26 protein-coding genes are annotated in these 21,859 nt (G+C 68.2%); 11 read left to right on the top strand and 15 right to left on the bottom strand.

Annotated elements, in window-relative coordinates; genetic code table 11:
* Positions 1–7 precede the first annotated feature (7 nt).
* The 7 genes from UC35_RS02265 to UC35_RS02235 all read right to left on the bottom strand — a co-directional run bounded on the left by UC35_RS02265 (position 8) and on the right by UC35_RS02235 (position 5,909).
* Positions 8–595 (bottom strand): DUF4142 domain-containing protein, encoded by a 588-nt coding sequence (locus UC35_RS02265; protein WP_145979310.1) that lies wholly within the window; start codon positions 593–595, stop codon positions 8–10.
* 140 nt (positions 596–735) lie between these two features.
* Positions 736–1,350 (bottom strand): AAA family ATPase, encoded by a 615-nt coding sequence (locus UC35_RS02260; protein ID WP_061495782.1) that lies wholly within the window; start codon positions 1,348–1,350, stop codon positions 736–738.
* Positions 1,351–1,451: 101 nt separating this feature from the next.
* Positions 1,452–1,733: a septum formation initiator family protein gene (locus tag UC35_RS02255; protein WP_061495780.1), complete on the bottom strand. Its 282-nt coding sequence runs from the start codon at positions 1,731–1,733 to the stop codon at positions 1,452–1,454.
* Positions 1,734–3,017 carry a phosphopyruvate hydratase gene (gene eno / locus UC35_RS02250; RefSeq protein WP_061495777.1) on the bottom strand — a complete coding sequence of 428 codons (1,284 nt, stop codon included), beginning with the start codon at positions 3,015–3,017 and terminating at the stop codon, positions 1,734–1,736.
* 33 nt (positions 3,018–3,050) lie between these two features.
* Positions 3,051–3,359, bottom strand: coding sequence for a DUF1330 domain-containing protein (locus UC35_RS02245; protein WP_061495775.1), 309 nt, complete (start codon positions 3,357–3,359; stop codon positions 3,051–3,053).
* Positions 3,360–3,372: 13 nt separating this feature from the next.
* Positions 3,373–4,230 carry a 3-deoxy-8-phosphooctulonate synthase gene (gene kdsA, locus UC35_RS02240; protein ID WP_061495773.1) on the bottom strand — a complete coding sequence of 286 codons (858 nt, stop codon included), beginning with the start codon at positions 4,228–4,230 and terminating at the stop codon, positions 3,373–3,375.
* A complete protein-coding gene (locus tag UC35_RS02235) occupies positions 4,227–5,909 on the bottom strand; it encodes a CTP synthase (protein ID WP_061495771.1) in 1,683 nt (560 codons plus the stop codon). Before UC35_RS02235 ends, kdsA begins: the two co-directional genes overlap by 4 nt.
* A gap of 104 nt (positions 5,910–6,013) precedes the next feature.
* On the opposite strand from UC35_RS02235, the gene coaBC reads away from it, so the two are divergent.
* The 5 genes from coaBC to UC35_RS02210 all read left to right on the top strand — a co-directional run bounded on the left by coaBC (position 6,014) and on the right by UC35_RS02210 (position 9,609).
* Complete coding sequence (gene coaBC / locus UC35_RS02230) at positions 6,014–7,222, top strand: bifunctional phosphopantothenoylcysteine decarboxylase/phosphopantothenate--cysteine ligase CoaBC (RefSeq protein ID WP_061495769.1); 1,209 nt, start codon at positions 6,014–6,016, stop codon at positions 7,220–7,222.
* Positions 7,219–7,665: a dUTP diphosphatase gene (gene dut, locus UC35_RS02225; protein WP_061495767.1), complete on the top strand. Its 447-nt coding sequence runs from the start codon at positions 7,219–7,221 to the stop codon at positions 7,663–7,665. The genes coaBC and dut overlap by 4 nt, the downstream gene beginning before the upstream one ends.
* Before the next feature lie 167 nt (positions 7,666–7,832).
* The gene (locus tag UC35_RS02220; RefSeq protein WP_145979309.1) at positions 7,833–8,279 is read left to right on the top strand and encodes a hypothetical protein; all 447 of its coding nucleotides are present in this window, start codon (positions 7,833–7,835) and stop codon (positions 8,277–8,279) included.
* Positions 8,280–8,565: 286 nt separating this feature from the next.
* Positions 8,566–9,042 (top strand): glycine zipper 2TM domain-containing protein, encoded by a 477-nt coding sequence (locus UC35_RS02215; RefSeq protein ID WP_061495763.1) that lies wholly within the window; start codon positions 8,566–8,568, stop codon positions 9,040–9,042.
* Positions 9,043–9,057: 15 nt separating this feature from the next.
* Positions 9,058–9,609 carry a glycine zipper 2TM domain-containing protein gene (locus UC35_RS02210; protein ID WP_061495761.1) on the top strand — a complete coding sequence of 184 codons (552 nt, stop codon included), beginning with the start codon at positions 9,058–9,060 and terminating at the stop codon, positions 9,607–9,609.
* 20 nt (positions 9,610–9,629) lie between these two features.
* Here UC35_RS02210 and UC35_RS02205 read toward each other — a convergent pair whose 3' ends face one another.
* Complete coding sequence (locus tag UC35_RS02205; protein WP_061495759.1) at positions 9,630–10,127, bottom strand: FKBP-type peptidyl-prolyl cis-trans isomerase; 498 nt, start codon at positions 10,125–10,127, stop codon at positions 9,630–9,632.
* A 21-nt stretch (positions 10,128–10,148) separates the two neighbouring features.
* On the opposite strand from UC35_RS02205, the gene UC35_RS02200 reads away from it, so the two are divergent.
* The 3 genes from UC35_RS02200 to UC35_RS22885 all read left to right on the top strand — a co-directional run bounded on the left by UC35_RS02200 (position 10,149) and on the right by UC35_RS22885 (position 12,190).
* Complete coding sequence (locus UC35_RS02200; RefSeq protein WP_061495757.1) at positions 10,149–11,285, top strand: cupin domain-containing protein; 1,137 nt, start codon at positions 10,149–10,151, stop codon at positions 11,283–11,285.
* Positions 11,282–11,785, top strand: coding sequence for a hypothetical protein (locus UC35_RS02195; RefSeq protein ID WP_061495755.1), 504 nt, complete (start codon positions 11,282–11,284; stop codon positions 11,783–11,785). The genes UC35_RS02200 and UC35_RS02195 overlap by 4 nt, the downstream gene beginning before the upstream one ends.
* 153 nt (positions 11,786–11,938) lie before the next feature.
* The gene (locus UC35_RS22885) at positions 11,939–12,190 is read left to right on the top strand and encodes a hypothetical protein (protein WP_082792549.1); all 252 of its coding nucleotides are present in this window, start codon (positions 11,939–11,941) and stop codon (positions 12,188–12,190) included.
* Between the two features lie 606 nt (positions 12,191–12,796).
* On the opposite strand, the gene UC35_RS02190 is transcribed toward UC35_RS22885, so the two are convergent.
* The 7 genes from UC35_RS02190 to UC35_RS02165 all read right to left on the bottom strand — a co-directional run bounded on the left by UC35_RS02190 (position 12,797) and on the right by UC35_RS02165 (position 18,433).
* On the bottom strand, positions 12,797–13,573 hold the full coding sequence (locus UC35_RS02190; protein ID WP_061495753.1) for an MBL fold metallo-hydrolase: 777 nt from the start codon (positions 13,571–13,573) through the stop codon (positions 12,797–12,799).
* Positions 13,574–13,623: 50 nt separating this feature from the next.
* Positions 13,624–14,703 (bottom strand): outer membrane protein assembly factor BamC, encoded by a 1,080-nt coding sequence (gene bamC, locus UC35_RS02185; RefSeq protein ID WP_415752691.1) that lies wholly within the window; start codon positions 14,701–14,703, stop codon positions 13,624–13,626.
* Between the two features lie 32 nt (positions 14,704–14,735).
* Entirely contained in the window at positions 14,736–15,623 is an 888-nt protein-coding gene (gene dapA / locus UC35_RS02180; protein ID WP_061495751.1) for a 4-hydroxy-tetrahydrodipicolinate synthase, read from the bottom strand.
* A gap of 39 nt (positions 15,624–15,662) precedes the next feature.
* On the bottom strand, positions 15,663–16,208 hold the full coding sequence (locus UC35_RS02175) for a class I SAM-dependent methyltransferase (protein ID WP_061495749.1): 546 nt from the start codon (positions 16,206–16,208) through the stop codon (positions 15,663–15,665).
* Entirely contained in the window at positions 16,208–17,020 is an 813-nt protein-coding gene (locus UC35_RS02170; RefSeq protein ID WP_061495747.1) for an SDR family oxidoreductase, read from the bottom strand. The genes UC35_RS02175 and UC35_RS02170 overlap by 1 nt, the downstream gene beginning before the upstream one ends.
* Positions 17,021–17,087: 67 nt before the next feature.
* Positions 17,088–17,219: a hypothetical protein gene (locus UC35_RS24360; RefSeq protein WP_265331336.1), complete on the bottom strand. Its 132-nt coding sequence runs from the start codon at positions 17,217–17,219 to the stop codon at positions 17,088–17,090.
* A gap of 2 nt (positions 17,220–17,221) precedes the next feature.
* Entirely contained in the window at positions 17,222–18,433 is a 1,212-nt protein-coding gene (locus tag UC35_RS02165; protein WP_193788635.1) for an MFS transporter, read from the bottom strand.
* 115 nt (positions 18,434–18,548) lie between these two features.
* Here UC35_RS02165 and UC35_RS02160 point away from each other — a divergent pair, with 115 nt between their 5' ends.
* The 3 genes from UC35_RS02160 to UC35_RS02150 are packed head-to-tail and all read left to right on the top strand — an operon-like array spanning position 18,549 to position 21,843.
* A complete protein-coding gene (locus UC35_RS02160; RefSeq protein WP_061495743.1) occupies positions 18,549–20,516 on the top strand; it encodes a DNA topoisomerase IV subunit B in 1,968 nt (655 codons plus the stop codon).
* Between the two features lie 20 nt (positions 20,517–20,536).
* Positions 20,537–21,097: a GNAT family N-acetyltransferase gene (locus UC35_RS02155; RefSeq protein ID WP_061495741.1), complete on the top strand. Its 561-nt coding sequence runs from the start codon at positions 20,537–20,539 to the stop codon at positions 21,095–21,097.
* Positions 21,094–21,843, top strand: coding sequence for a lytic transglycosylase domain-containing protein (locus UC35_RS02150; protein ID WP_061495739.1), 750 nt, complete (start codon positions 21,094–21,096; stop codon positions 21,841–21,843). The genes UC35_RS02155 and UC35_RS02150 overlap by 4 nt, the downstream gene beginning before the upstream one ends.
* Positions 21,844–21,859 lie beyond the last annotated feature (16 nt).

Here is a 21,859-nt window from a genome sequence, read left to right as displayed (position 1 = left end):
AGCGGTCTTACTCGATCGGATCCCAGCCGATCATTGTCTTCGAGAGCTCCTGCGCGGCCGTCTGGCGCGCGCGCAGCTTCGGCAGATTCTTCTCGGCCCAGGCACGCAATGCCGGATCGCTGGCGCTGGACGCGGTCTGTTCGAGCAGCACGATGTCGGAGACGTTGTCCCGCATGCCCACGGTGCGCATGTACTGGTTGTCGAACTGGCCGTTGTCGCGCGCCGCCAGGCTGCTCATGGCCTCCTGCTTGGCCGGTGGCAGACCACTGCGCGGCTCGATGCCGCGCGCACGGAGCAGCGACAGGAGTTCCTCGCTCGACGCCTGCTGGTCCTGCGCCACCATCCGCGCGAAGTCTCGCAGGCGTGGATCCGCCGCCTCGCTCATCGCCAGTTCGGAGGCCCGCACGTCGTAACGGGTCGTGCCGGCAGCGACCAATGCGAACCGGCGGTCCGCGGCGCTCATGCCCGGCGCGCCCATGGCGGCGGTGGATCCGTCAACGGCAACATAGTCCTGGGGCATGCTGGTGCAGCCGGATACGATCAGGCAGCCGAAGGCGCCTACGATGCAAGCTGCGCGAAAGGGGACCTGGTTCATCACTGCGCTCTCCTGGCCGGTCCGGCGGCCGCGGCACAACGCTTGCCCGCGCACCCCGCCGGCGGCACCGATATGCTCTGACTTCCTGCCTCACGCTGCTGCAACAAGCTGTTGCCAGCAGCATCGCTGGCGACTGTTCTTCAGGAGCGAAGCCGCGAGAACAGCCGGTGCTCGCAGTCGGGATCGGAGCACTTGTCGCAAAGCCAGGTCCAGGGGCGTTCGCTCCTGCCCGTTTCCCTCGGTTCGCCGATGGCCAGGAGGGCATTGCGAAGCCGCTCGCCGCCGTGCCCGTAGACCACGCGGTACGGCACCTGCGCCGTGAGCAGCGCCGCGCGCACCAGCGCATCCACAGGCTCGCGCACCTGCGGGCCGTCACGCTGCAGGCCGTCGCCGGTCCAGGGCAGGTCCAGGCCGGTGAGCAGGCAATGCTCGTAGGTGCGCAGGCGCTCGAGCGCAAAGCCGTAGAGGCCGCCGTCCTCGACCAGCATCGCGCCGTAGATGGCGACCATCAGCGCCGTGGTGTCCGCGATGACCACTTCGGCCGTTCCCACGGCCTCATCCACGCGCCGCTCCTGCTCCTGCGCGATCGCCATCTGCTCTTCGGGGCGGGGCGCGCGCTGCTGGCGCTCGCTCCATGCCGGCAGCGCCTCCGGCACCGCCACCGCGCGCCGGCCCAGGCCATTGAAGTGCGCAGCCAATTCCACGGCGAGGGTGCTCTTGCCGGTGCTCTCGGCTCCCAGGAGGGCGATCTTCACAGCCTCTGATTCCGTTTGCGGCTGAGCAGGGGACCGCCCACCCAGGCCCGCCGTTTCAGGACGCGTCCCGACGGAACTGATCCATCACGCCGCCCAAGGTATCACTTGGACTGCGTGATGTTGACGAAGACCTCGTTGGGCTTGACCATGCCCAGCTCCGCGCGTGCCTTTTCCTCGACCATCTCCAGGCCTTCCTTCAGGTCCCGCACTTCGGAGGCGAGCCGGTCGTTGGCCTGCTGCGACTGCACGTTCGCGGCCTTCTGCGCCTGCAGTTTCTGCTGCAGCGAGGACACGCTGCCGACACTGCCACGGCCGAACCACAGCTGCGCGTGCACGACGAGCAGCAGCGCGATCAGGAAAGCCGGGACCAGTCGGTTTGCCACTTATCGCAGGTTGTAGAAGGCGGCGCGGCCCGGGTAGGAGGCGATGTCGCCCAGGTCTTCCTCGATGCGCAGCAGCTGGTTGTACTTGGCCATGCGGTCCGAGCGCGAGAGCGAGCCGGTCTTGATCTGGCCGGCGTTGGTGCCCACGGCGATGTCGGCGATGGTGGAGTCCTCGGTCTCGCCCGAACGGTGGCTGATCACCGCGGTGTAGCCGGCGCGCTTGGCCATCTCGATGGCGGCGAAAGTCTCGGTCAGCGTGCCGATCTGGTTGATCTTGATGAGGATCGAGTTGGCGATGCCCTTGTCGATGCCTTCCTTCAGGATCTTGGTGTTGGTGACGAACAGGTCGTCGCCCACCAGCTGCACCTTCTTGCCCAGGCGCTCGGTCAGCAGCTTCCAGCCGTCCCAGTCGCCTTCGGCCATGCCGTCCTCGATGCTGATGATCGGGTACTTGTCGGCCCAGCTGGCCAGGATGTTGGTCCACTCGCCGGCATCCAGCGTCAGGCCTTCGGCCTCGACGTGGTACTTGCCTTCCTTGAAGAACTCGCTGGAGGCGCAGTCCAGGCCCAGGGCGATCTGCTCGCCGGGACGGTAGCCCGCGGCCTCGATGGCCTGCAGGATCATGCCGATGGCCGCCTCGTGGTTGGCGACATTGGGCGCGAAGCCGCCTTCGTCGCCGACGGCCACGCTCATGCCCTTGTCGTGGATGATCTTCTTGAGCGCGTGGAACACCTCGGCGCCGTAGCGCAGGGCTTCGCGGAAGCTGGGCGCGCCCACCGGGATGATCATCAGCTCCTGCAGGTCGAGGTTGTTGTTGGCGTGCGCGCCGCCGTTGACCACGTTCATCATGGGCACCGGCAGCTGCATGCCGCCCATGCCGCCGAAATAGCGGTACAGCGGCAGGCCGGACTCCTCGGCGGCGGCGCGCGCCACCGCCATCGACACGGCCAGCGTCGCGTTGGCGCCCAGGCGGCCCTTGTTGTCGCTGCCGTCCAGGTCGATCAGGGTCTTGTCCAGGAAGGCCTGCTCGGAGGCGTCCAGGCCCAGCACCGATTCGGAGATCTCGGTGTTGATGTGCTCCACCGCCTTGAGCACGCCCTTGCCCAGGTAGCGGCTCTTGTCGCCGTCGCGCAGTTCGATCGCCTCGCGCGAGCCGGTGGACGCGCCCGAGGGGACGGCCGCGCGGCCCATGGTGCCGGACTCCAGCAGCACGTCGCATTCCACGGTGGGGTTGCCGCGCGAATCCAGGATTTCGCGGCCGACGATGTCAACGATTGCGCTCATTCAAGTTTCTCTTGGGATGGTTGGGATTCTTTGTCAGACGGGGGCGGCCACGCCTTCGACCAGCACCATGTTGAAGTAGTCGGTGGTGCCGGCGCGCAGCTTGCGCGCGGACGTGTACATCTCGCCGTCGTAGAAGGCCTTGGCCTGCTCGTAGCTCGGAAAGCGCAGCATCGCCACGCGGTGCGGCTGCCAGTCGCCTTCCAACACTTCATGGCGGCCGCCGCGCACCAGGTACTCGCCGCCGGCGGCCTTGACGGCCTCGGGCGCCTTGGCCATGTACTGCTTGTACTGCTCCGGGTTCGTGATGTGCATCGTGACGATCAGGTACGCGGGCGCGGCCATGCGGTCTTCCTTGTCAGGCGGTGAAACGGCTCTCGAGATAGCCGTTTTTCTTGGTCACGGCATCGAGCGCCACCAGCGTTTCCAGCAGCGCCTTCATGTGCTTGAGCGGCACGGCGTTCGGCCCGTCGCTCAGGGCCTTGGCCGGATCGGGATGCGTCTCCATGAACAGGCCCGCCACGCCCACGGCCACGGCCGCGCGCGCCAGCACCGGCACCATCTCGCGCTGGCCGCCCGAGCTGGTGCCCTGGCCGCCCGGCAGCTGCACCGAGTGGGTGGCGTCGAACACCACCGGCGCCCCGGTCTCGCGCATGATCGCCAGCGAGCGCATGTCCGACACAAGGTTGTTGTAGCCAAAGCTCGCGCCGCGTTCGCAGGCCATGAAGCTGTCTTCCGCCAGGCCCTTCTCGCGGGCGGCCGCGCGCGCCTTGTCGATCACGTTCTTCATCTCGTGCGGCGCGAGGAACTGCCCCTTTTTGATGTTGACGGGGCGTCCTGACTGCGCGACGGCGCGGATGAAGTCGGTCTGGCGGCACAGGAAGGCGGGCGTCTGCAGCACGTCCACGACCTTGGCGACCTCGGGCACTTCGGCCTCGGTGTGCACGTCGGTGATGACCGGCAGGGCCAGCTCCTTCTTCACCTTGGCCAGGATCTCCAGCCCGAGTTCCATGCCCGGTCCGCGGAAGCTGGTGCCCGACGTCCGGTTGGCCTTGTCGTAGCTGCTCTTGAAGATGAAGGGAATGCCCAGCGCGGTGGTGATTTCCTTCAACTGGCCGGCGGTGTCGATCTGCAGTTGCTCGGACTCGACGACGCAGGGTCCCGCGATCAGGAAAAAGGGCTTGTCGAGGCCCACATCGAATCCACACAGTTTCATGCCACGACCTTCAGAGGTGTCTTGCCCGATGTCTTGCCCTCGGCCTGGTGGTCCAAAGCCGCCTTGATGTACGAGTTGAACAGCGGGTGGCCATCCCAGGGCGTGGACTTGAATTCCGGGTGGAACTGCACGCCCATGAACCAGGGGTGCGCGTCCTGCGGCAGCTCGACGATCTCGGTCAGGTGCTCGCGCTGCGTCAGCGCGGAGATCACCAGCCCCGCCGCGCGCAGGCGGTCCAGGTACTTGACGTTGGCTTCGTAACGGTGGCGGTGCCGCTCGTTGACGACGTCGCCGTAGATCTTGTGCGCCAGCGTGCCCTTGGCGACGTCGGAGCTTTGCGCGCCCAGGCGCATGGTGCCGCCCAGGTCGGAGTTCTCGTTGCGGGTCTTGATCGTGCCGTCGGCGTCTTCCCATTCGGTGATCAGCGCGATCACGGGGTTGGGCGTGCGGGGCTCGAACTCGGTGCTGTTGGCCTCGGCGATGCCGGCCACGTGGCGGGCGTACTCGATGGTGGCCACCTGCATGCCCAGGCAGATGCCCAGGTAGGGAACCTGATGCTCGCGGGCGAAGCGCGCCGCCGCCACCTTGCCTTCGATGCCGCGCTTGCCGAACCCGCCGGGCACCAGCACCGCGTCGAAGCGGGCCAGCGAGTTGACGGTGTCCGGCGTGATCGTTTCGGAGTCGACGTAGTCGATCTTCACCCGCACGTGATTCTTCATGCCGGCGTGCCTGAGCGCCTCGTTCAGCGACTTGTAGCTGTCCGACAGGTCCACGTACTTGCCGACCATGGCGATGGCCACCTCGCCCTGCGGATGCTCGGTCTCGTACACCAGGTCGTCCCAGCGCTTGAGGTTGGCGGGCGGCGTGTTCAGGCGCAGCTTGTCGCAGATCAGGCCGTCCAGCCCCTGCTCGTGCAGCATGCGGGGCACCTTGTAGATGGTGTCCACGTCCCACATGGAGATCACGCCCCACTCGGGCACGTTGGTGAACAGCGAGATCTTGGCGCGCTCGTCCTCGGGAATCTTGCGGTCGGCGCGGCACAGCAGGGCGTCGGCCTGAATGCCGATCTCGCGCAGCTTCTGCACCGTGTGCTGCGTCGGCTTGGTCTTGAGCTCGCCGGCGGCCGCGATCCAGGGCACATAGGTCAGGTGGACGAAGGCCGCCTGGTTGGGCCCCAGGCGCAGGCTCATTTGCCGCGCTGCCTCCAGGAAGGGCAGGGACTCGATGTCGCCGACCGTGCCGCCGATTTCCACGATGGCGACGTCGGCCGCCGTGGCGCCGCCCACGCCGGCGCCGCGCTGGATGAACTCCTGGATCTCGTTGGTGACGTGCGGAATGACCTGCACCGTCTTGCCCAGGTAGTCGCCGCGGCGCTCCTTCTCCAGCACCGACTGGTAGATCTTGCCGGTGGTGAAGTTATTGACCTTGCCCATGCGGGTGGTCACGAAGCGCTCGTAGTGCCCCAGGTCCAGGTCGGTCTCCGCGCCGTCGTCGGTCACGAACACCTCGCCGTGCTGGAACGGCGACATCGTGCCCGGGTCGACGTTGATGTACGGATCGAGCTTGATGAGGGTGACTTTGAGGCCGCGCGATTCGAGGATCGCGGCGAGAGAGGCAGAGGCGATTCCCTTGCCCAGGGAAGACACCACACCGCCGGTGACGAAGACGAATTTGGTCATGTCATGGCCGGAAACCTGAGCTTCCGGGAGGTGGTAAAGCGAGATTCTATACGCATGTGTATCCAGTTCATCCAGAGGGTGGGCGCTCTGCTAAATTCGACCTCATGAACGATTTGGCGGGCAAACACATTGTCCTGGGCCTGTCCGGCGGCATCGCCTGCTACAAGGCCGCGGAGTTATGCCGCGCCCTGATCAAGGAGGGCGCCACCGTGCAGGTGGTGATGACCGAGGCGGCGGAGCAGTTCATCACGCCCGTCACCATGCAGGCGCTTTCCAACCGGCCGGTGTACGGATCCCAGTGGGACAGCCGCGAGCCGAACAACATGCCGCACATCAACCTGTCGCGCGAAGCCGACGCCATCCTGATCGCGCCCTGCAGCGCCGACTTCATGGCCAAGCTCCTGCACGGGCGCGCCGACGACCTTCTGAGCCTCATGTGCCTGGCGCGGCCGATCGGCAAGGTGCCGCTGTTGCTGGCGCCGGCGATGAACCGGGAGATGTGGGCCCATCCGGCGACGCAGCGCAACATGAAACAGCTCGACGCGGACGGCGCGCACATCCTCGGGGTGGGCACCGGCTTCCAGGCCTGCGGGGAGACCGGCGACGGCCGCATGCTGGAGCCGCCCGAACTGCTCGAGGACCTGGTCGCCTTCTTCCAGCCCAAGCGCCTGGCGGGCAAGCGGGTGCTGATCACGGCCGGCCCGACCTTCGAGGCCATCGACCCGGTGCGCGGCATCACCAACCTGTCCAGCGGGAAGATGGGATTCGCCATCGCCCGTGCCGCGCGCGAGGCCGGCGCGCAGGTCACGCTGGTGGCCGGCCCGGTGAGCCTGGCCACGCCGCGCGGCGTCACGCGCATCGACGTGCGCTCGGCGCGCGACATGATGGCCGCGACGCAGCCCGAAGCCGAGGGCGCCGACGTCTTCATCGCCACCGCCGCGGTGGCCGACTGGCGGCCCGCGACCGCCAGCGAGCACAAGATCAAGAAGGACGGCTCCGGCCAGGCGCCGGCACTGGCCTTCACTGAGAACCCGGACATCCTCGCCACCGTCGCGCAATCGGCGCGTGCCAAATCGGGCGCGCTGTTCTGCGTGGGCTTCGCTGCCGAAAGCCAGGATCTCGCCGCGAACGCCCAGGCCAAGCGCCTGCGCAAGGGCGTGCCGCTGCTGGTGGGCAACATCGGGCCGGCCACCTTCGGGGCCGAGGACAACGCCTTGCTGGTGATCGACGACCAGGGTTCGTTCGAGATGCCGCGCGCCCCCAAACTGCAACTGGCGCGCGCACTCGTCGCCCAGATCGCCAATCACCTATGAAAATCGACTTGAAAGTCCTCGATCCGCGCATGACGGATCAACTCCCCAGCTACGCCACGTCCGGCAGCGCCGGCCTCGACCTGCGCGCCTGCATCGACGAGCCGCTCACCCTGGCGCCCAACGCCTGGAGGCTGGTGGGCACCGGCATCGCGATCTGGATCCGCGACCCCGGCTATGCGGCGATGATCCTGCCGCGCTCGGGGCTGGGCCACAAGCACGGCATCGTGCTGGGCAACCTGGTCGGGCTCATCGACAGCGACTACCAGGGCCAGCTGATGGTGAGCTGCTGGAACCGCAGCGACGTCGAGTTCACCCTGCACCCCATGGAGCGGCTGGCGCAACTGGTGATCGTTCCCGTGGTCCAGGCGCAGTTCAACGTGGTCGCCGAGTTTCCCGCCACCCAGCGCGGCGACGGCGGTTACGGCTCGACCGGTAAGCACTGACATCGCTTGCGGGAAGCCACGGACGCGTCTGTGGCGTCCTACGGGTTCGCACGGCGGCTCCTACAGAGATGCGAGGCCTTGGCTTCGGAGCAGGTCAAGGTCGCGCGCCTGTAATTCAGGGCGGTCGGCCGCCACGGGCGGAGCCGTCTCGAACAAGGAGTGTCCCCATGCGTACCACCCGACTCGCCTCCATCGCCGGCGGCACAGCGCTGGCCCTTCTGCTCGCCGCCTGCAGCAGCCCCAGCAAGCCCGTCGCCTCGGCGGCACCGGTGCCGACAGCCAGTACGGCACCCCAAATTTGGGAATATGGGCGGGTGACCGACATCTCATCGCGCAGCGGGCCGATCGCGCCCGGCGAGATTGTTGGTGCGGTGGCCACCGGTTTCGTGGGCAGCCAGTCCGCCTCGAGCACGGTGAGCAGCCCCACCTCGGTGCTCGGCGGGCCCGCTGCCGGCAGTCAGGGGGGCCGCTCGCCAGCCTCGATGCCGCAGCCGGCGTATCGCATCACCGTCCAGACGCAGGGCGGCGCGACGCGCTACTACGATGTGGCCGCCACCAACGACTTGCGCGTGGGGGACATGGTGCAAGTCCAGCACGGCGTGGTCTATCGCTGACGGGAAGGTCCAGCCTGTCTGTGGCTTGCAGGTGCCGCCGAGCGGCCTGCATGCCGTCGCGTACGGGCCTGCACGGATCAGCAGACGCAGGCCTGTATTCGCTGTGACCCGATCAGCCGATGAGCGCGGCTAAGAGCGCGGCTGTCTGCACGCTCCTACCATTTGAAACGGGAGCTCCTACAGCAATGCGCGGCATTGGCCGCGGTACAGGTCGAGCAACACAGTCCTGTAATTGGGAAACAAGGCCAGCCGTCTCGGCTGCGCCGTGCCATCAAAGGAGTTTCCCATGCGTAACTACCGACTCGCCTCGATCGCCTGCGGCAGCGCGCTTGTCGCCTTGCTGGCTGGATGCGGCTCCAGCGTTCCGCTGACATCGACAGCCCCCGCCCCGTCGGCCAGCGTTGCGGCGGCGCCCACCGGCGTGGAATACGGCCAGGTGACCCGCATCGAATCCATCGCCGGCGCCACCACCCGCAGCGGACCCAGCATCCCGGGCGCCATCATTGGCGCGGTCGCCGGCGGCGTGGTCGGCAACCAGATCGGTTCCGGCAAGGGGCAGACGGCCGCCACGGTGCTGGGCGCGGCCGGCGGCGCTGCCGTGGGCAGTCAGGTCGGGCGCAGCACCACGCCGGCCCAGCCCACGTATCGGGTGACTGTCCAGACGCAAAGCGGGGCAGTGCGCTACTATGACGTGCCCGCCACCAACGACCTGCGAGTGGGCGACCGCGTGCAGGTCGAGAATGGCGTGATCTACCGCAGCTAAGACAGCGAGGCCACCATGCCAGCCAAGATTCGCGTCCTGCCGCGGGCCTGTGCCGCCGCGCTTGCCGCGAGCTTGGCCGCCTGCGCAGTGCCGCCCGACCCCTACGGGCCGAACAACTATCCGGCGTCGCCTTTGTCGACGACCAATCCCTACGGGACCAACCCGCCTGCGGGGGCGTACGGCACTGCACCGGCGCCGACCGCCACCGTCGTCGAATTCGGCCGCATCACCAACGTGGCGATGGTCAGCAACGGGCAGCCGGTCGTCACCGGCAACGACCCAGTCGGCACCATCATCGGCGGCATCGTGGGCGGTGTCCTGGGCAACCAGATCGGCAGTGGCGGCGGCAAGGGCGCGGCCACGGTGCTGGGCGCCATCGGCGGAGCAGCCGTCGGCAGCCACATGGCCGGCGGCAACCGCGTCTACAACACCGGCGGCCCGGTGTACCGGATCTGGGTGCAGACCGATTCCGGCGCGATGCGCACCTTCGACGTCAGCGCCACCGGCAACCTGCGCGCCGGCGACCGCGTGCGGATCGAGAACGGCCTGATCTACCTCGCCGGCTAGGGCGGCGCACCAGGCCCTGGTCAGCCGATCTTGAAGAAGCCGGTGCCGGCCGAGCCGCGGCCGACCTCTTCCTCGGTCGCCTCGCGCACGCCCTCGACCTTCAGGTGCAGCCGGATGGCGATGCCCGCCAGCGGGTGGTTGCCGTCCAGCACCACGTGCTCGGGATAGATTTCCGTGACGGTGTAGAGAGCGTCGGCCGGCGCGGCGGGATTGGCGCCCGCCGGCAGACCGTCGAAGGTCATGCCTTCCTCGAGTTCCGCCGGGAACAGCTGGCGCGGCTCGAGGAACACGAGCTGCTCGTCGTACTCGCCGAAGGCGTCCTCCGGCTCCAGGTGCAGGTCGAGCCGGTCGCCGGCCCCGTGGCCTTGCAGGGCCTCCTCGATCTTGGCGAGCAGGTCCTCGCCGCCGACCAGGAATTCCACCGGTTCCGTCAACTCGTCCAGCACCTCGCCCAATGTGTCCTTCAGCACCCAGGTCAGGGCGACCACGCACTGCGGCGTGACTTGCGCGTTTTCCATAGGAGAATTGTCGCAGTTCCCATGGACATCGCACACGCTTCGCCGCTGCTGGGCGGCCTCTCCCCGCAACAATTCATGCGCCGCCACTGGCAGAAGAAACCGCTGCTGGTGCGCGGGGCCGTGCCCGGCATGCGGCCCCTGCTGTCGCGCAGCGAGCTGTTCGCGCTGGCCGCCGCCGACCATGTCGAATCGCGGCTGGTGTCGCAATCGCGCGGCCAGTGGCGCATGCGCCGCGGTCCCTTCGCGCGGCGCGCGCTGCCGCCCCTGTCGCAAGCGAAATGGACCTTGCTGGTACAGGGGCTGGACCTGCACCACGATGCGGCCCACGCCCTGCTGCAGCGCTTCAGCTTCGCGCCGCAGGCGCGGCTGGACGACCTGATGGTGAGCTACGCCACCGACGGCGGCGGCGTCGGCCCGCACTATGACTCCTACGACGTGTTCCTGCTGCAGGCGCAGGGCCGCCGGCGCTGGCGCATCGGTCCCTGCAAGGACATGACACTGCGCGAGGACGTGCCGGTCAAGATCCTGTCGAACTTCGAGCCCGAGGAGGAACATGTGCTCGAGCCCGGCGACATGCTGTACCTGCCGCCGCGCTGGGCGCACGACGGCATCGCCGAGGGCGAGTGCCAGACCTACTCGATCGGCTTTCGCACGCCCAATCGCGGCGAACTGGCGCGCGATCTGCTGCAGCGCATTGCCGACGATGCGCCCGACATCGCCGGCGAATCGCTCTACTGGGACCCTTCCCAGCCGGCCACCGATGCGCCCGGCGAAGTGCCCGCGCCGTTGCTGGCGTTCGCGCAGGCCGCCCTGCATTCGGCGCTGGCCGACCGCGACGTGCTGGCCCGCGCGCTGGGCGAGTACATCACCGAGCCCAAGGCCAACGTCTGGTTCGAGCCGCGCGAGGAGGAGCCGGACCTCGCGGGCGCGCTGGTGCTGGACCGGCGCACGCGCATGATGTACGACCGCCGGCATGTGTTCATCAACGGCGAGAGCCTGCGCGCGGCGGGTCGCGATGCGACCCTGATGCGTGCGCTGGCCGACCGGCGCGCGCTCAGCGCGGCCCAGGTCGCCAAGGCCAGCGACCAGGCGCTGGAGGTCCTGGCCTCATGGTGCGAGGCCGGATGGCTGCATCCGCGGGAGGAGGTGGGGCCATGAGCCAACAGCAACAGGGCGAAGCCCTGCCTGAAGGCCGCTTCGCCGGGCGCGAGGCGTTCCGACAGGGAGTGCGCGATGCGCTGGCCTGTGCCGCGCGCGAGGGCTGGCCCGAGCTCATCCTGTCCGACGCCAGCTTCCAGGACTGGCCGCTGGGTGAGCGCGAGGTGGCGCAGTCACTGCAGGACTGGTCGCGCGCCGGCCGTCGCTGCATCCTGCTGGCCTGCCGCTATGACGAGGTGATTCGCCAGCACGCGCGCTTCGTCACCTGGCGCCAGGCCTGGTCGCACGTCATCGAAGCCCGCGGCTGCCGCTCGGCCGATCCGCTGGGGTTCCCGAGCGCCATCTGGAGCCCACAGTGGGTGCTGCAGCGCCTGGATGTGGAGCGCAGCAATGGCGTGTGCGGCAGCGAAACGCGGCGGCGCCTGCTCTTGCGCGAGCTGCTGGATGAGTGGCTGCTGAAGAGCTCGCCGGCCTTTCCGGCGGTGACGCTGGGGCTTTGACCGGACAGGTCCCAATGCCGCGCTAGGGGATTTCCTGCATATAATCGCAGGCTGAACGCAAGAGCTCGAGTCCTTGCGCTCGGTCAACGCAGCCAAACGACGGCTCTTGACAGTTTCCGGAAATTGTTTGCATCTCCCTAAAAGGAACCCGAAATGAAGAAATCGCTCGTCCTGGCGACCCTGATTGCCGCCGCCGCCCTCGCCGCTTGTGGCAAGAAGGAAGAGCCGGCGCCCGCGCCCGCTCCCGCCCCGGCTGCTGCTCCCGCCGCTGCCCCCGCCGCCACGGCTTCGGCCCCCGCTGCCGACGCTTCCGCTGGCGCCGCTTCCGCTGCCGCCGCTGCTGCCGCTGGCGCTGCCACCCCGGCCGCTTCCGCTGCCTCGGCTGCCGCTTCGGCCACCAAGTAATCGGATCTCCGATTCAGCAAAAAGCCGCCTTCGGGCGGCTTTTTGTTTTTGCCGCGGGGGCTAGCCTGCGGTGGGGTGTCTAGGGGGGCAGCACCTGCGCGAATCTCTTGAACCGTTCGCAGCCAGGCTGCAACCCATGTTCGGGTCGGGCGTTGCAGCCCGCGACTCATCTGCCACCTCACCGGAAGATCCGACATGAACTTCAAGTCCAGCTCCACCCCCCGCACTTCCCTCGCGTTTGCGGCCTTCGCGGCCTCGCTCATCTCGCTTGCAGGTCCCGCCGCTGCCGAAGCAAATTGTCCGCAAGGGGCGACCTGCAAGTGCGTCCCCACCACGTTTACCAAGTGCACCGTGGACGCGAAGGGCAATCAAACCTGCACCCAATCGAAGGGGGAAGTGTGTACTGTTGTGTCTGGTCCCGGGTCCGGGAAGCCGGCCCTCGCGCAGTCAACGCTCAGCCCCTCATTCCCGCTGCTGCGACGCTGATTTCCGCCCGTCGAGCCCGTGTCGACGGCAGGGTCACTCCAGTCCTGCCGGCGCGGGCGAACGCGTGCGCAGCTGCTGACCCCATGAGGGAGCGCGCCGGAGCTCGCCCGGCCTCTGGTCCTAGGCCTCGAGCCAGCCGCAGCCACTGGGGCCGTCGGCCACGGCGATGTCCGCGGGGTCGCAGCCCATCGCGGCCGCCAGTGCTTCACGCGCCAGGTCGGGGCGGTTGTTCTGTTCGGACAGGTGCGCCGCGACCACCTGCTTCAGGCCGGAGGTCCGCAGGGCGCGCGCGATGTCTGCCGCGGCTTCATTGTCCAAGTGCCCCCAGTCGCCGCCGATGCGGCGCTTGAGGAAGGCCGGGTAGCTGGAGGCTGCGAGCAGGCCGCCATCGTGGTTGCATTCGAGCAGCAGGGTGGCGCAGCCGGCGAGCTGCTCCAGCACATGGGCACTGGCGTGGCCGAGGTCGGTGAGCAGGCCCAGCCGCGTGGCGCCGTCGCCGCAACTCAGTTGCAAGGGCTCGCGCGCATCGTGCGGCACGGTGAAGGGACGCACTTCCATCGCCCCCACGACGAGCGGCACGCCGTCGGCCACCAGCCGCAGCAGGCCGCCCAGGTCGGGCTGCCCGATGGCCGCATAAGTGCCATGGCTCATGTACACCGGAATGTTCTGGCGCAGGGCAAACTGGCGCGCGCAGCCGATGTGGTCGGCGTGCTCGTGGGTGATGAACAGGGCATCGACCTGCGCGGCCGTCAGGCCCGCCTGGAGCAGGCGCTTGTCCAGCTGCCGGATGCCCAGCCCGCAGTCGACCAGCAAGTGCGTGACCTGCGCGCCCTCGCGCGCCTGGACCACCGTGGCGTTGCCAGTGCTGCCGCTGCCAAGGCTCTTGCATCGAATCATGGAGCCATCAAAGGACGAGGGGCGCCGCAGCGCCCCTCGTTATCCCTTGCTTATTTCAGGTCGTCGGCGATGACCTTGCAGATGCGCTGCGCCGTGGCGGAGGATTCGGGCGCGCCGCTCTGGTTCAGCACCGACACCGTGGTCTTCTCGCCTTCGCTCTTGAGCGCGATGCGGTACTTGATCGGCGGATTGGTCTTCTCGGAGCTGAAGAGCTTGGCGATGATCCCCGGCTCCTTGTTGGCGGTGGGCTCGACGTAGCGCACGAAATACGTGCCCTGGGTGCGGTCGCGGTCTTCCACCGTGAAGCCGGTGCGGTCGAGCGCGAGGCCGACGCGGCGCCAGGCGCGGTCAAACCCTTCGTCGATCTGCACCACCGGGGCGCCGGCGACATCGGCCACGCGCGAGCTGGGCTTGGCGGGCGCCGCGGCCACCAGCGACTTGGCCTGCTCGGGCGGCGTGCCCAGCTTGACCATCAGGCGGCGCAGGAATTCGGCTTCCAGTTCGGGATCGGCCGGGCGCGGCTGCCACACCGTCTGGTCCTTTTCGCGATTGGCGTACACCTCGATCATGCCGCGGTGGCTGAGGTAGATCTCGGTGCCGCCGCTGGCGGTGCGCTCCAGCCGGGTGCGGAATTTGTCGCGCTCGGACGTGGAGTACACCGAGTCGATCAGCTTGCCCAGGGTGTTGCGGATGAAGTCCTGCGGAATCTTGGCGCGGTTCTCGGCCCAGTCGGTCTCCATGATGCCGAGGTTGGACTGGTCCAGCGTGAGCAGGAAGCCGCTTTCCAGCCAGAAGTCGCGCACCGGGCCCCACACCTGGTCGGCGGGACGGGTCACCACCAGCCAGCGCTTCTGGCCGTCGCGCTCGACGCGTACGTCACCCAGGGTCGTGGCGGCAGTCGGCATGTCCGGCGCGGCCTGGCCGACCTGGAAGGCGCTGGCCGTCACGGTGCCGCCGGGCACCTGGTAGCGCGAATCCTTCGACAGCTGCGTCAGGTCGGGCGGGACATCGAGCGGGGCGCCCTTGCCGGCGCTCTTGTAGTCGATCTTGTCGCCATCGAGCACAGAACAGGCCGACAGCATGAGGACTGCGGCCAGGGCCAGCACGCCGGATTTTGCTTGGAGCTTCACTTGATCCCCTTCGGATTTTGTATGTTTCGTTTTCAGGCGAGCAGGCCGCTCGCGCGCAGCGCCGCCTCGACGACGCCTTCATTCGGCTCGGACAGTGGCGTCATCGGCAGGCGCAGGGCCGGTCCGCACAGGCCCAGGCGCGCCATCGCCCACTTGAGCGGAATCGGGTTGGCCTCGACGAACAGGTGACGGTGCACCGGCATCAGCTTGCGCTGGATCTCCATCGCGCCGCGCGCGTCGCCGGCGATCGCCAGCTTGCACAACTGCGCCATCAGGCGCGGCGCGATGTTGGCGGTGACGCTCACATTGCCCTGGCCGCCGCACAGCATCAGCGCCACGGCAGTGGGGTCGTCGCCGGAATACACGGCGAAGCCGCGGGGCAGGTCGCGGATCAGCCACTGCGCGCGCTCGATGTTGCCGGTGGCTTCCTTGATGCCGACGATGCCGGGCACCTGGGCCAGGCGCAGCACGGTTTCGTGCTGCATATCGGCCACCGTGCGGCCGGGCACGTTGTACAGCACGGTGGGCAGCTCAGGCACGGCTTCGGCGATGGCCTTGAAGTGCCGGTAGATGCCTTCCTGCGTCGGCTTGTTGTAATAGGGCACGACCTGCAACTGGCAGTCGGCGCCCACGGCCTTGGCATATTTCGCCAGCTCGATCGCCTCGGCGGTGGAATTGGCGCCGGTGCCGGCCATGATGGGCACGCGGCCGCGTGCCTGTTCGACCGACACGCGGATGATCTCGTGGTGCTCCTCGACGTCCACCGTGGGCGACTCGCCCGTGGTCCCGACCACGCCGATGCAAGCCGTGCCCTCGGCGATATGCCAATCGACTAGCTTGCGCAGGGTGGGGTAGTCCACGCTGCCGTCTTCGTGCATCGGGGTGGCCAGCGCCACGATGCTGCCTGTAATCGGTGTCATGTCGGGTTTCGTTGGGAAACAGTAATTCTAACGATTGGGTCAAGCTGCCTCGAGCGCATGCCGGGCTGGCGCAGCGGTGGGCTGCGCACGCACGGCGGCGATGCGCTGGACGAAGCGATCCGGCCCCTGGAGGAAACCGTCCTCGTAGGCGACCACACGCAGCGCTTCGCAGGCGCGCAGCAGTTCGCCGGGGGCAAGCAGGAAGTCCGGTCGAGACGGTTTGCCGACCGTCTCGTTGCCGGCAGCGAAAGTTTCGTAGATCAGTACGCCGCCCGGGCCAATACAGCCGAGGATGGCAGGCAAAAGCGGACGCCAGAGGTAATTTGTCACCACGACGCCCGCAAAACTGCGGCCGGAAAACGGCCAGGGGCCGTTCTCGATGTCGGCCACCAGCGTTTCGCCCAGGCCCTGCGCATGCGCCAGTGAAGCGGCGTCGCGGTCCACGCCGGTGACCGGGTGGCCCCGCTGCGCGAAGTGACGCAGGTGCCGACCCTGGCCGCAGGCCACGTCGAGCACGGCGCCGCCCGCGGGCACCAGGTGGGCCCAGCGCCGGACCCAGTTCGAGGGGATCTGCGAGTCGTGCATTAATCGGGCCGGACCTCGTCCTTGAGCGCGGCCAGCGCCATGTTCTCGACCAGCCCCGGCGCCAGCAGCTTCATGAAGCGCCCGAGCCGGCCGCGGGCGGTCATGACCACCTCGCGCTGCCGGCGGTTCATGCCGGCGATCGCCAGGCGCGCGCATTCCTCCGCGCTCATGGCGGCTTCTTCCTTCAGGCCGCTGGTGCCGGCCGGCTCACCGCGCGCGTTGTAGCCGCGGCGGCGCGTCTCTGTCGCCACCACCCCGGGATAGACCGTGGTCACGGCCACGCCCGCGGGCTTGAGCTCGATGCGCAAGGCTTCGAAGAAGCCGGCCAGCGCAAACTTGGTGGCGCTGTAGGCGGTGCGCCCCGGCACGCCCACCAGCCCTGCCAGCGAGGACACCGCCACGACCTGCCCGCGGCTGGCCTTCAGCTGCGGCAGCGCGGCGTGCGTGCACCACACGGCGCCCCACAGGTTCACCTTCATCAGGTCTTCGTACCAGTGCAGGTCCTGGGCGCGCACGTCGCCGAACAGGGCATGCGCCGACATCCCGGCGTTGTTGATCAGGACGTCGATGCGGCCGTAGGCCTGCACCGCCTTGTCGATCAGCGCCCGGCACTGCGCCTCCTGCGCCACGTCGGTCATGACGGCCAGGGCCTGGGCGCCGGCCTGCCGGCACAGCGCGGCGACCGCCTCCAGCTTGCCGCCGTTGCGCGCGGCCAGAACCAGCGCCGCGTCCTTGCCGTGGGCGCGCGCGAGCTGGCGGGCGATCTCGGCGCCGATGCCATCCGACGCGCCGGTGATGACGAAAACTTTCATGCCGATATTGTCGCGGCAGACCGGCGCCTGCGAACCGTGAACGAGCCGGATGTCTCGCCCTGGGAATCTAGTTGAAGCAGGCCCAGAACAGTTCGCTGAGTGTGACCATCAGCTGCGGCTGCGTGTAGAGGGCAAACACTGCCGCGAGCGCCGCGGCGGCGGCGCTCCATCCCAGCCACTTCTTCGCGCTCGCCGCCATGGTCAGGCCGGTTGCGGCGCGCCGCGCGGGATCGGCGCTTCGCGCACCGGCAGGTTCACCAGCGCGGCGAAGATGCCCAGCGCGATGGCCAGGTACCAGACGATGTCGTAGCTGCCGGTGCGGTCGTACAGCAGGCCCCCGAGCCACACGCCGAGGAAGGAGCCGATCTGGTGGCTGAAGAACACAAAGCCGCCCAGCATGGACAGGTGCGCCACGCCGAAGATCTGCGCTACCGTCGCGTTGGTGGGCGGCACGGTGGACAGCCACAGCAGCCCCATGACGCTGGCGAACACGTACACCGAGGCCGGCGTGAGCGGCGCCCACAGGAACAGCGCGATCGCCAGCGCGCGGCCGAGATAGATGGTGGCCAGGATCTTGCGCTTGGCCAGCTTCTGGCCCAGCGTGCCCGCAAGGTAGGTGCCGAAGATGTTGAACAGGCCGATCAGCGCCAGCGCGTAGCTGGCCACCTGCGGCGAGAGGCCCTTGTCCCGGAGGTAGCTGGGCATGTGCACGCCGATAAAGACCACCTGGAAGCCGCAGACGAAGTAGCCGGCCATCAGCAGCTGGAAGCTCGGGTAGCGGAAGGCCTCGCGCAGGGCTTGGCCGATCGTCTGCTCGCGGTGCCGGTGCGGCGCGCTGGCGTGGAAGCCGGGCTCGCGCAGTCCGTAGGCCAGCGGTCCGATCAGCAGGGCGAACACCGCCAGGATCAGCAGGGCGTGCTGCCAGCCGAAGCCGGCGATCAGGAAGCCCTCGACCGGCACCATCAGGAACTGGCCGAACGAACCGGCTGCCGCGGCCATGCCCATCGCCCAGGACCGCCGGTTGGCATCGACCTGCCGCCCGATGACGCCGTAGATCACGGCATAGGTGGTGCCGGCCTGGGCCGCGCCCAGCAGCACGCCGGCGGTGAGCGCGAACAGCTGGGGCGTCGGCGACAGCGCCATGCCCGCCAGCCCGAGGGCGTACAGCACGCCGCCGGTGACCAGTACGCGGAAGGCGCCGAAACGGTCGGCAGCCATGCCGGCAAAGATGCCGAAGCAGCCCCAGGCCAGGTTCTGGATGGCGATGGCGAAGGCGAAGGTCTCGCGGCTCCACCCTTGGGCCTGGGTGATGGGCTGCAGCCACAACCCGAAACCGTGGCGGATGCCCATGGAAAGCGTGACGACGGCGGCGCCACAAGCGAGCACCTGGGCCATGGAAAGTCTTTGCTGCATGGCAGCGAATCTAGCCGGATGGGCAATTCGTCCTCTCGTGAAGGGTCTCCGGGGATGATCCGTGTCTGTATAAACATACAGCCGGAAACTCCAGCGCGACTACAATCCCCGTCCCATGGCAGTCAAACCCGACACCGGTTACTCCGAAGGCTCGATCCGGGTGCTCAAGGGCCTGGAGCCCGTGAAGCAGCGGCCCGGCATGTACACCCGCACCGACAACCCGCTGCATGTGATCCAGGAAGTCCTGGACAACGCGGCGGACGAAGCGCTGGCCGGCTTCGGCAAGCGCATCAAGACCACCCTGCACAGCGACGGTTCCGTCAGCATCGAGGACGACGGCCGGGGCATTCCCTTCGGGCTGCATCCCGAGGAGAAGGCGCCGGTGATCGAACTGGTCTACACCCGGCTGCACGCCGGCGGCAAGTTCGACAAGGGCAAGGGCGGTGCCTACAGCTTCTCCGGCGGCCTGCACGGCGTGGGCGTGTCGGTGACCAACGCGCTGGCCAAGCGCCTGGAGGTCAGCACGCATCGCGAAGGGCAGGTGGCCCACATCGTGTTCTCCGGCGGCGACGTGATCGAGCAGCTGCACCTGCGCAAGCTGCAGGAGGGCGAGCGCCGCCAGGGCACCACCGTGCGCGTGTGGCCCGATCCCAAGTACTTCGAATCCCACGCCCTGCCCATGACCGAGCTGGCGCACCTGCTGCGCAGCAAGGCGGTGCTGATGCCCGGCGTCACCGTGTCGCTGGTCAACGAGAAGGCCAGGGACACCCAGAGCTGGCAGTACAAGGGCGGCCTGCGCGACTACCTGATGCAGACTTTGACGGCCGACCCCGTCATCCCGCTGTTCGAGGGCGAGGGATACGCGCAAAACAACGACAACTTCGCCGAAGGCGAGGGCGCGCAGTGGTGCGTGGCCTTCACCGAGGATGGCCAGCCGGTGCGCGAGAGCTACGTCAACCTGATTCCCACCAGCGCCGGCGGCACCCACGAAAGCGGCCTGCGCGACGGCCTGTTCAATGCCGTGAAGAGCTTCGTGGACCTGCACTCGCTGCTGCCCAAGGGGGTGAAGCTGCTGCCCGAAGACGTGTTCGCGCGCGCCTCCTACGTGCTGTCGGCCAAGGTGCTGGACCCGCAGTTCCAGGGCCAGATCAAGGAGCGCCTGAATTCGCGCGATGCGGTGCGCCTGGTGTCCAGCTTCGTGCGGCCGGCGCTGGAGCTGTGGCTCAACCAGCACGTGGAGTACGGCAAGAAGCTCGCCGAGCTGGCGATCAAGGCCGCGCAGTCGCGCCAGAAGGCGGGGCAGAAGGTTGAAAAACGCAAGGGCTCGGGCGTGGCCGTGCTGCCGGGCAAGCTGACCGACTGCGAAAGCCGCGACCTCTCGCACAACGAGGTGTTCCTGGTCGAGGGCGACTCCGCCGGCGGCAGCGCCAAGATGGGCCGCGACAAGGAATGCCAGGCGATCCTGCCGCTGCGCGGCAAGGTGCTCAACACCTGGGAGGTGGAGCGCGACCGCCTGTTCGCCAACACCGAGATCCACGACATCGCGGTGGCCATCGGCGTCGATCCGCACGGGCCGAACGACAACCCGGACTTGTCCAACCTGCGCTACGGCAAGATCTGCATCCTGTCCGATGCCGACGTGGACGGCTCGCACATCCAGGTGCTGCTGCTCACGCTGTTCTTCCGTCATTTCCCCAAGCTCATCGACGCGGGCAATGTGTACATCGCGCGGCCGCCGCTGTTCCGGGTCGATGCGCCGGCGCGCGGCAAGAAGCCGCCCTCCAAGACCTACGCGTTGGACGAAGGCGAGCTCACCGCCATCCTCGACAAGCTGCGCAAGGAGGGCGTGCGCGAAGGCGCCTGGAGCATCAGCCGCTTCAAGGGCCTGGGCGAGATGAGCGCCGAGCAGCTGTGGGAAACCACGCTCAACCCCGACACCCGCCGGCTGCTGCCGGTGCAGCTGGGCAAGCTCGATTTCCTGGCCACCGAGAGCCTGATCACCAAGCTCATGGGCAAAGGCGAAGCGGCGGCCCGCCGCGAGCTGATGGAACTCCACGGCGATGCCGTGGAAGTGGACATCTAGAGGGATATCCGCTTCTCAAGATGACCATCGCCAACTTCGCCGCCAGCACGCCTGACCGTACCAACGCGCGGGTGCGCCTGCGCCCGACCATGAGCAGCGACCTGGACTACGTGGTCTCGCTCGAGCAGTCGGCGGAGAACCTGGCCTTCATCACGCCCTGGGAGCGCACGCAGCACGAGGCGGCGATCCGCTTCCCGGATTTCCGCCACTTCATCGTCGAAGGCGGCCCCGACCTGTCGGCCGTCGGCTTCCTGATCCTGATCGGCTGCCGCAGCCCGCAGCAGTCGATCGAGCTCAAGCGCATGGTGATCCAGGCCAAGGGCTCGGGCTTCGGCCGCGCGGCCCTGCGCATGGCCAAGAAGATCGCCTTCGACGACCTCAAGGCCCACCGCTTCTGGCTCGACGTGAAGAAGCGCAACACCCGCGCCAAGGCGCTCTACGACAGCGAAGGCTTCGTGTTCGAAGGCGAGCTGCGCGAAGCGGTGAAGACCGACGGCGGATTCGAGTCGCTGATCGTCATGTCGATGCTGCGCCAGGAGTTCAGCGGGCGGCGCGAGTTGGGGCTGGAGCTGAAAGCGTGAATCCACTGGCTTCGTGCCTCGTCGCCGCGGGCCTGGCCCTGGTGCTGGCAGCTCCGGTGCGCGCCGAGGTCTGGGGCTATGTGGACGAGAAGGGGGTGCCGCATTTCGCCTCCGAGAAGCTCGACCAGCGCTACGAGCTGTTCTTTCGCGGCGGCGAGGATCCGCCCGGCCGCGCCAGCACGCCGCGTGCCGTGGCGGTGCCCACCGCGCCGCCCAAGCTGCTGGCCTACTTCGAGGTGGCGCCCGGCTACAAGCAGGTGCAGCACCACTTGCGCGCCGCCTCGCGCGCGCACGGCGTGGACTACGAGCTGCTGAAGGCGCTGATCGCCACCGAATCGGGCTTCGATGCCCAGGCGGTGTCGCCCAAGGGCGCGGTGGGGCTGATGCAGATCATGCCGGCTACCGCCCAGCGCTGGGGCGTGAGCGGCGATGCGAAGACACCGGTTGAAAAGAAGCTCGCCGACCCGGCCGTCAACATCCGGACCGGCACGCGGTACCTGCGCTACCTGATCGACCTCTATCCGGGCCAGCTCGACCTGGCGCTGGCCGCCTACAACGCCGGCGAGGGCGCGGTGATGCGCGCCGGCCGGCAGGTGCCCAATTACCGCGAGACCCAGAACTACGTGAAGACCGTGCTGCAGCTTTACGCCATGCTCAAGCCGCCGGCCGCGCTGGCCACGGGCCGGGTGCGCGTGGAATTCGCTGCGGCGCCTTCGCCGTCGGAACTCGACACCCTCAGTGATTGACAAGGCGCCTCCATAC

The sequence above is a fragment of the Ramlibacter tataouinensis genome (assembly GCF_001580455.1).
GTDB lineage: Bacteria > Pseudomonadota > Gammaproteobacteria > Burkholderiales > Burkholderiaceae_C > Ramlibacter > Ramlibacter tataouinensis_B.
Note: the sequence above shows the minus strand (reverse complement) of the source record. Positions and strands in the feature narration are given on the sequence as shown.

What these genes read in the sequence shown, in the direction of transcription:
- UC35_RS02265 (WP_145979310.1), bottom strand. Translation starts at nt 595, where the DNA reads ATGAACCAGGTCCCCTTTCGCGCAGCTTGCATCGTAGGCGCCTTCGGC.
- eno (WP_061495777.1), bottom strand. Translation starts at nt 3,017, where the DNA reads ATGAGCGCAATCGTTGACATCGTCGGCCGCGAAATCCTGGATTCGCGC.
- UC35_RS02245 (WP_061495775.1), bottom strand. Translation starts at nt 3,359, where the DNA reads ATGGCCGCGCCCGCGTACCTGATCGTCACGATGCACATCACGAACCCG.
- kdsA (WP_061495773.1), bottom strand. Translation starts at nt 4,230, where the DNA reads ATGAAACTGTGTGGATTCGATGTGGGCCTCGACAAGCCCTTTTTCCTG.
- UC35_RS02235 (WP_061495771.1), bottom strand. Translation starts at nt 5,909, where the DNA reads ATGACCAAATTCGTCTTCGTCACCGGCGGTGTGGTGTCTTCCCTGGGC.
- coaBC (WP_061495769.1), top strand. Translation starts at nt 6,014, where the DNA reads ATGAACGATTTGGCGGGCAAACACATTGTCCTGGGCCTGTCCGGCGGC.
- dut (WP_061495767.1), top strand. Translation starts at nt 7,219, where the DNA reads ATGAAAATCGACTTGAAAGTCCTCGATCCGCGCATGACGGATCAACTC.
- UC35_RS02220 (WP_145979309.1), top strand. Translation starts at nt 7,833, where the DNA reads ATGCGTACCACCCGACTCGCCTCCATCGCCGGCGGCACAGCGCTGGCC.
- UC35_RS02215 (WP_061495763.1), top strand. Translation starts at nt 8,566, where the DNA reads ATGCGTAACTACCGACTCGCCTCGATCGCCTGCGGCAGCGCGCTTGTC.
- UC35_RS02210 (WP_061495761.1), top strand. Translation starts at nt 9,058, where the DNA reads ATGCCAGCCAAGATTCGCGTCCTGCCGCGGGCCTGTGCCGCCGCGCTT.
- UC35_RS02205 (WP_061495759.1), bottom strand. Translation starts at nt 10,127, where the DNA reads ATGGAAAACGCGCAAGTCACGCCGCAGTGCGTGGTCGCCCTGACCTGG.
- UC35_RS02200 (WP_061495757.1), top strand. Translation starts at nt 10,149, where the DNA reads ATGGACATCGCACACGCTTCGCCGCTGCTGGGCGGCCTCTCCCCGCAA.
- UC35_RS02195 (WP_061495755.1), top strand. Translation starts at nt 11,282, where the DNA reads ATGAGCCAACAGCAACAGGGCGAAGCCCTGCCTGAAGGCCGCTTCGCC.
- UC35_RS22885 (WP_082792549.1), top strand. Translation starts at nt 11,939, where the DNA reads ATGAAGAAATCGCTCGTCCTGGCGACCCTGATTGCCGCCGCCGCCCTC.
- UC35_RS02190 (WP_061495753.1), bottom strand. Translation starts at nt 13,573, where the DNA reads ATGATTCGATGCAAGAGCCTTGGCAGCGGCAGCACTGGCAACGCCACG.
- dapA (WP_061495751.1), bottom strand. Translation starts at nt 15,623, where the DNA reads ATGACACCGATTACAGGCAGCATCGTGGCGCTGGCCACCCCGATGCAC.
- UC35_RS02175 (WP_061495749.1), bottom strand. Translation starts at nt 16,208, where the DNA reads ATGCACGACTCGCAGATCCCCTCGAACTGGGTCCGGCGCTGGGCCCAC.
- UC35_RS02170 (WP_061495747.1), bottom strand. Translation starts at nt 17,020, where the DNA reads ATGAAAGTTTTCGTCATCACCGGCGCGTCGGATGGCATCGGCGCCGAG.
- UC35_RS24360 (WP_265331336.1), bottom strand. Translation starts at nt 17,219, where the DNA reads ATGGCGGCGAGCGCGAAGAAGTGGCTGGGATGGAGCGCCGCCGCCGCG.
- UC35_RS02165 (WP_193788635.1), bottom strand. Translation starts at nt 18,433, where the DNA reads ATGCAGCAAAGACTTTCCATGGCCCAGGTGCTCGCTTGTGGCGCCGCC.
- UC35_RS02160 (WP_061495743.1), top strand. Translation starts at nt 18,549, where the DNA reads ATGGCAGTCAAACCCGACACCGGTTACTCCGAAGGCTCGATCCGGGTG.
- UC35_RS02155 (WP_061495741.1), top strand. Translation starts at nt 20,537, where the DNA reads ATGACCATCGCCAACTTCGCCGCCAGCACGCCTGACCGTACCAACGCG.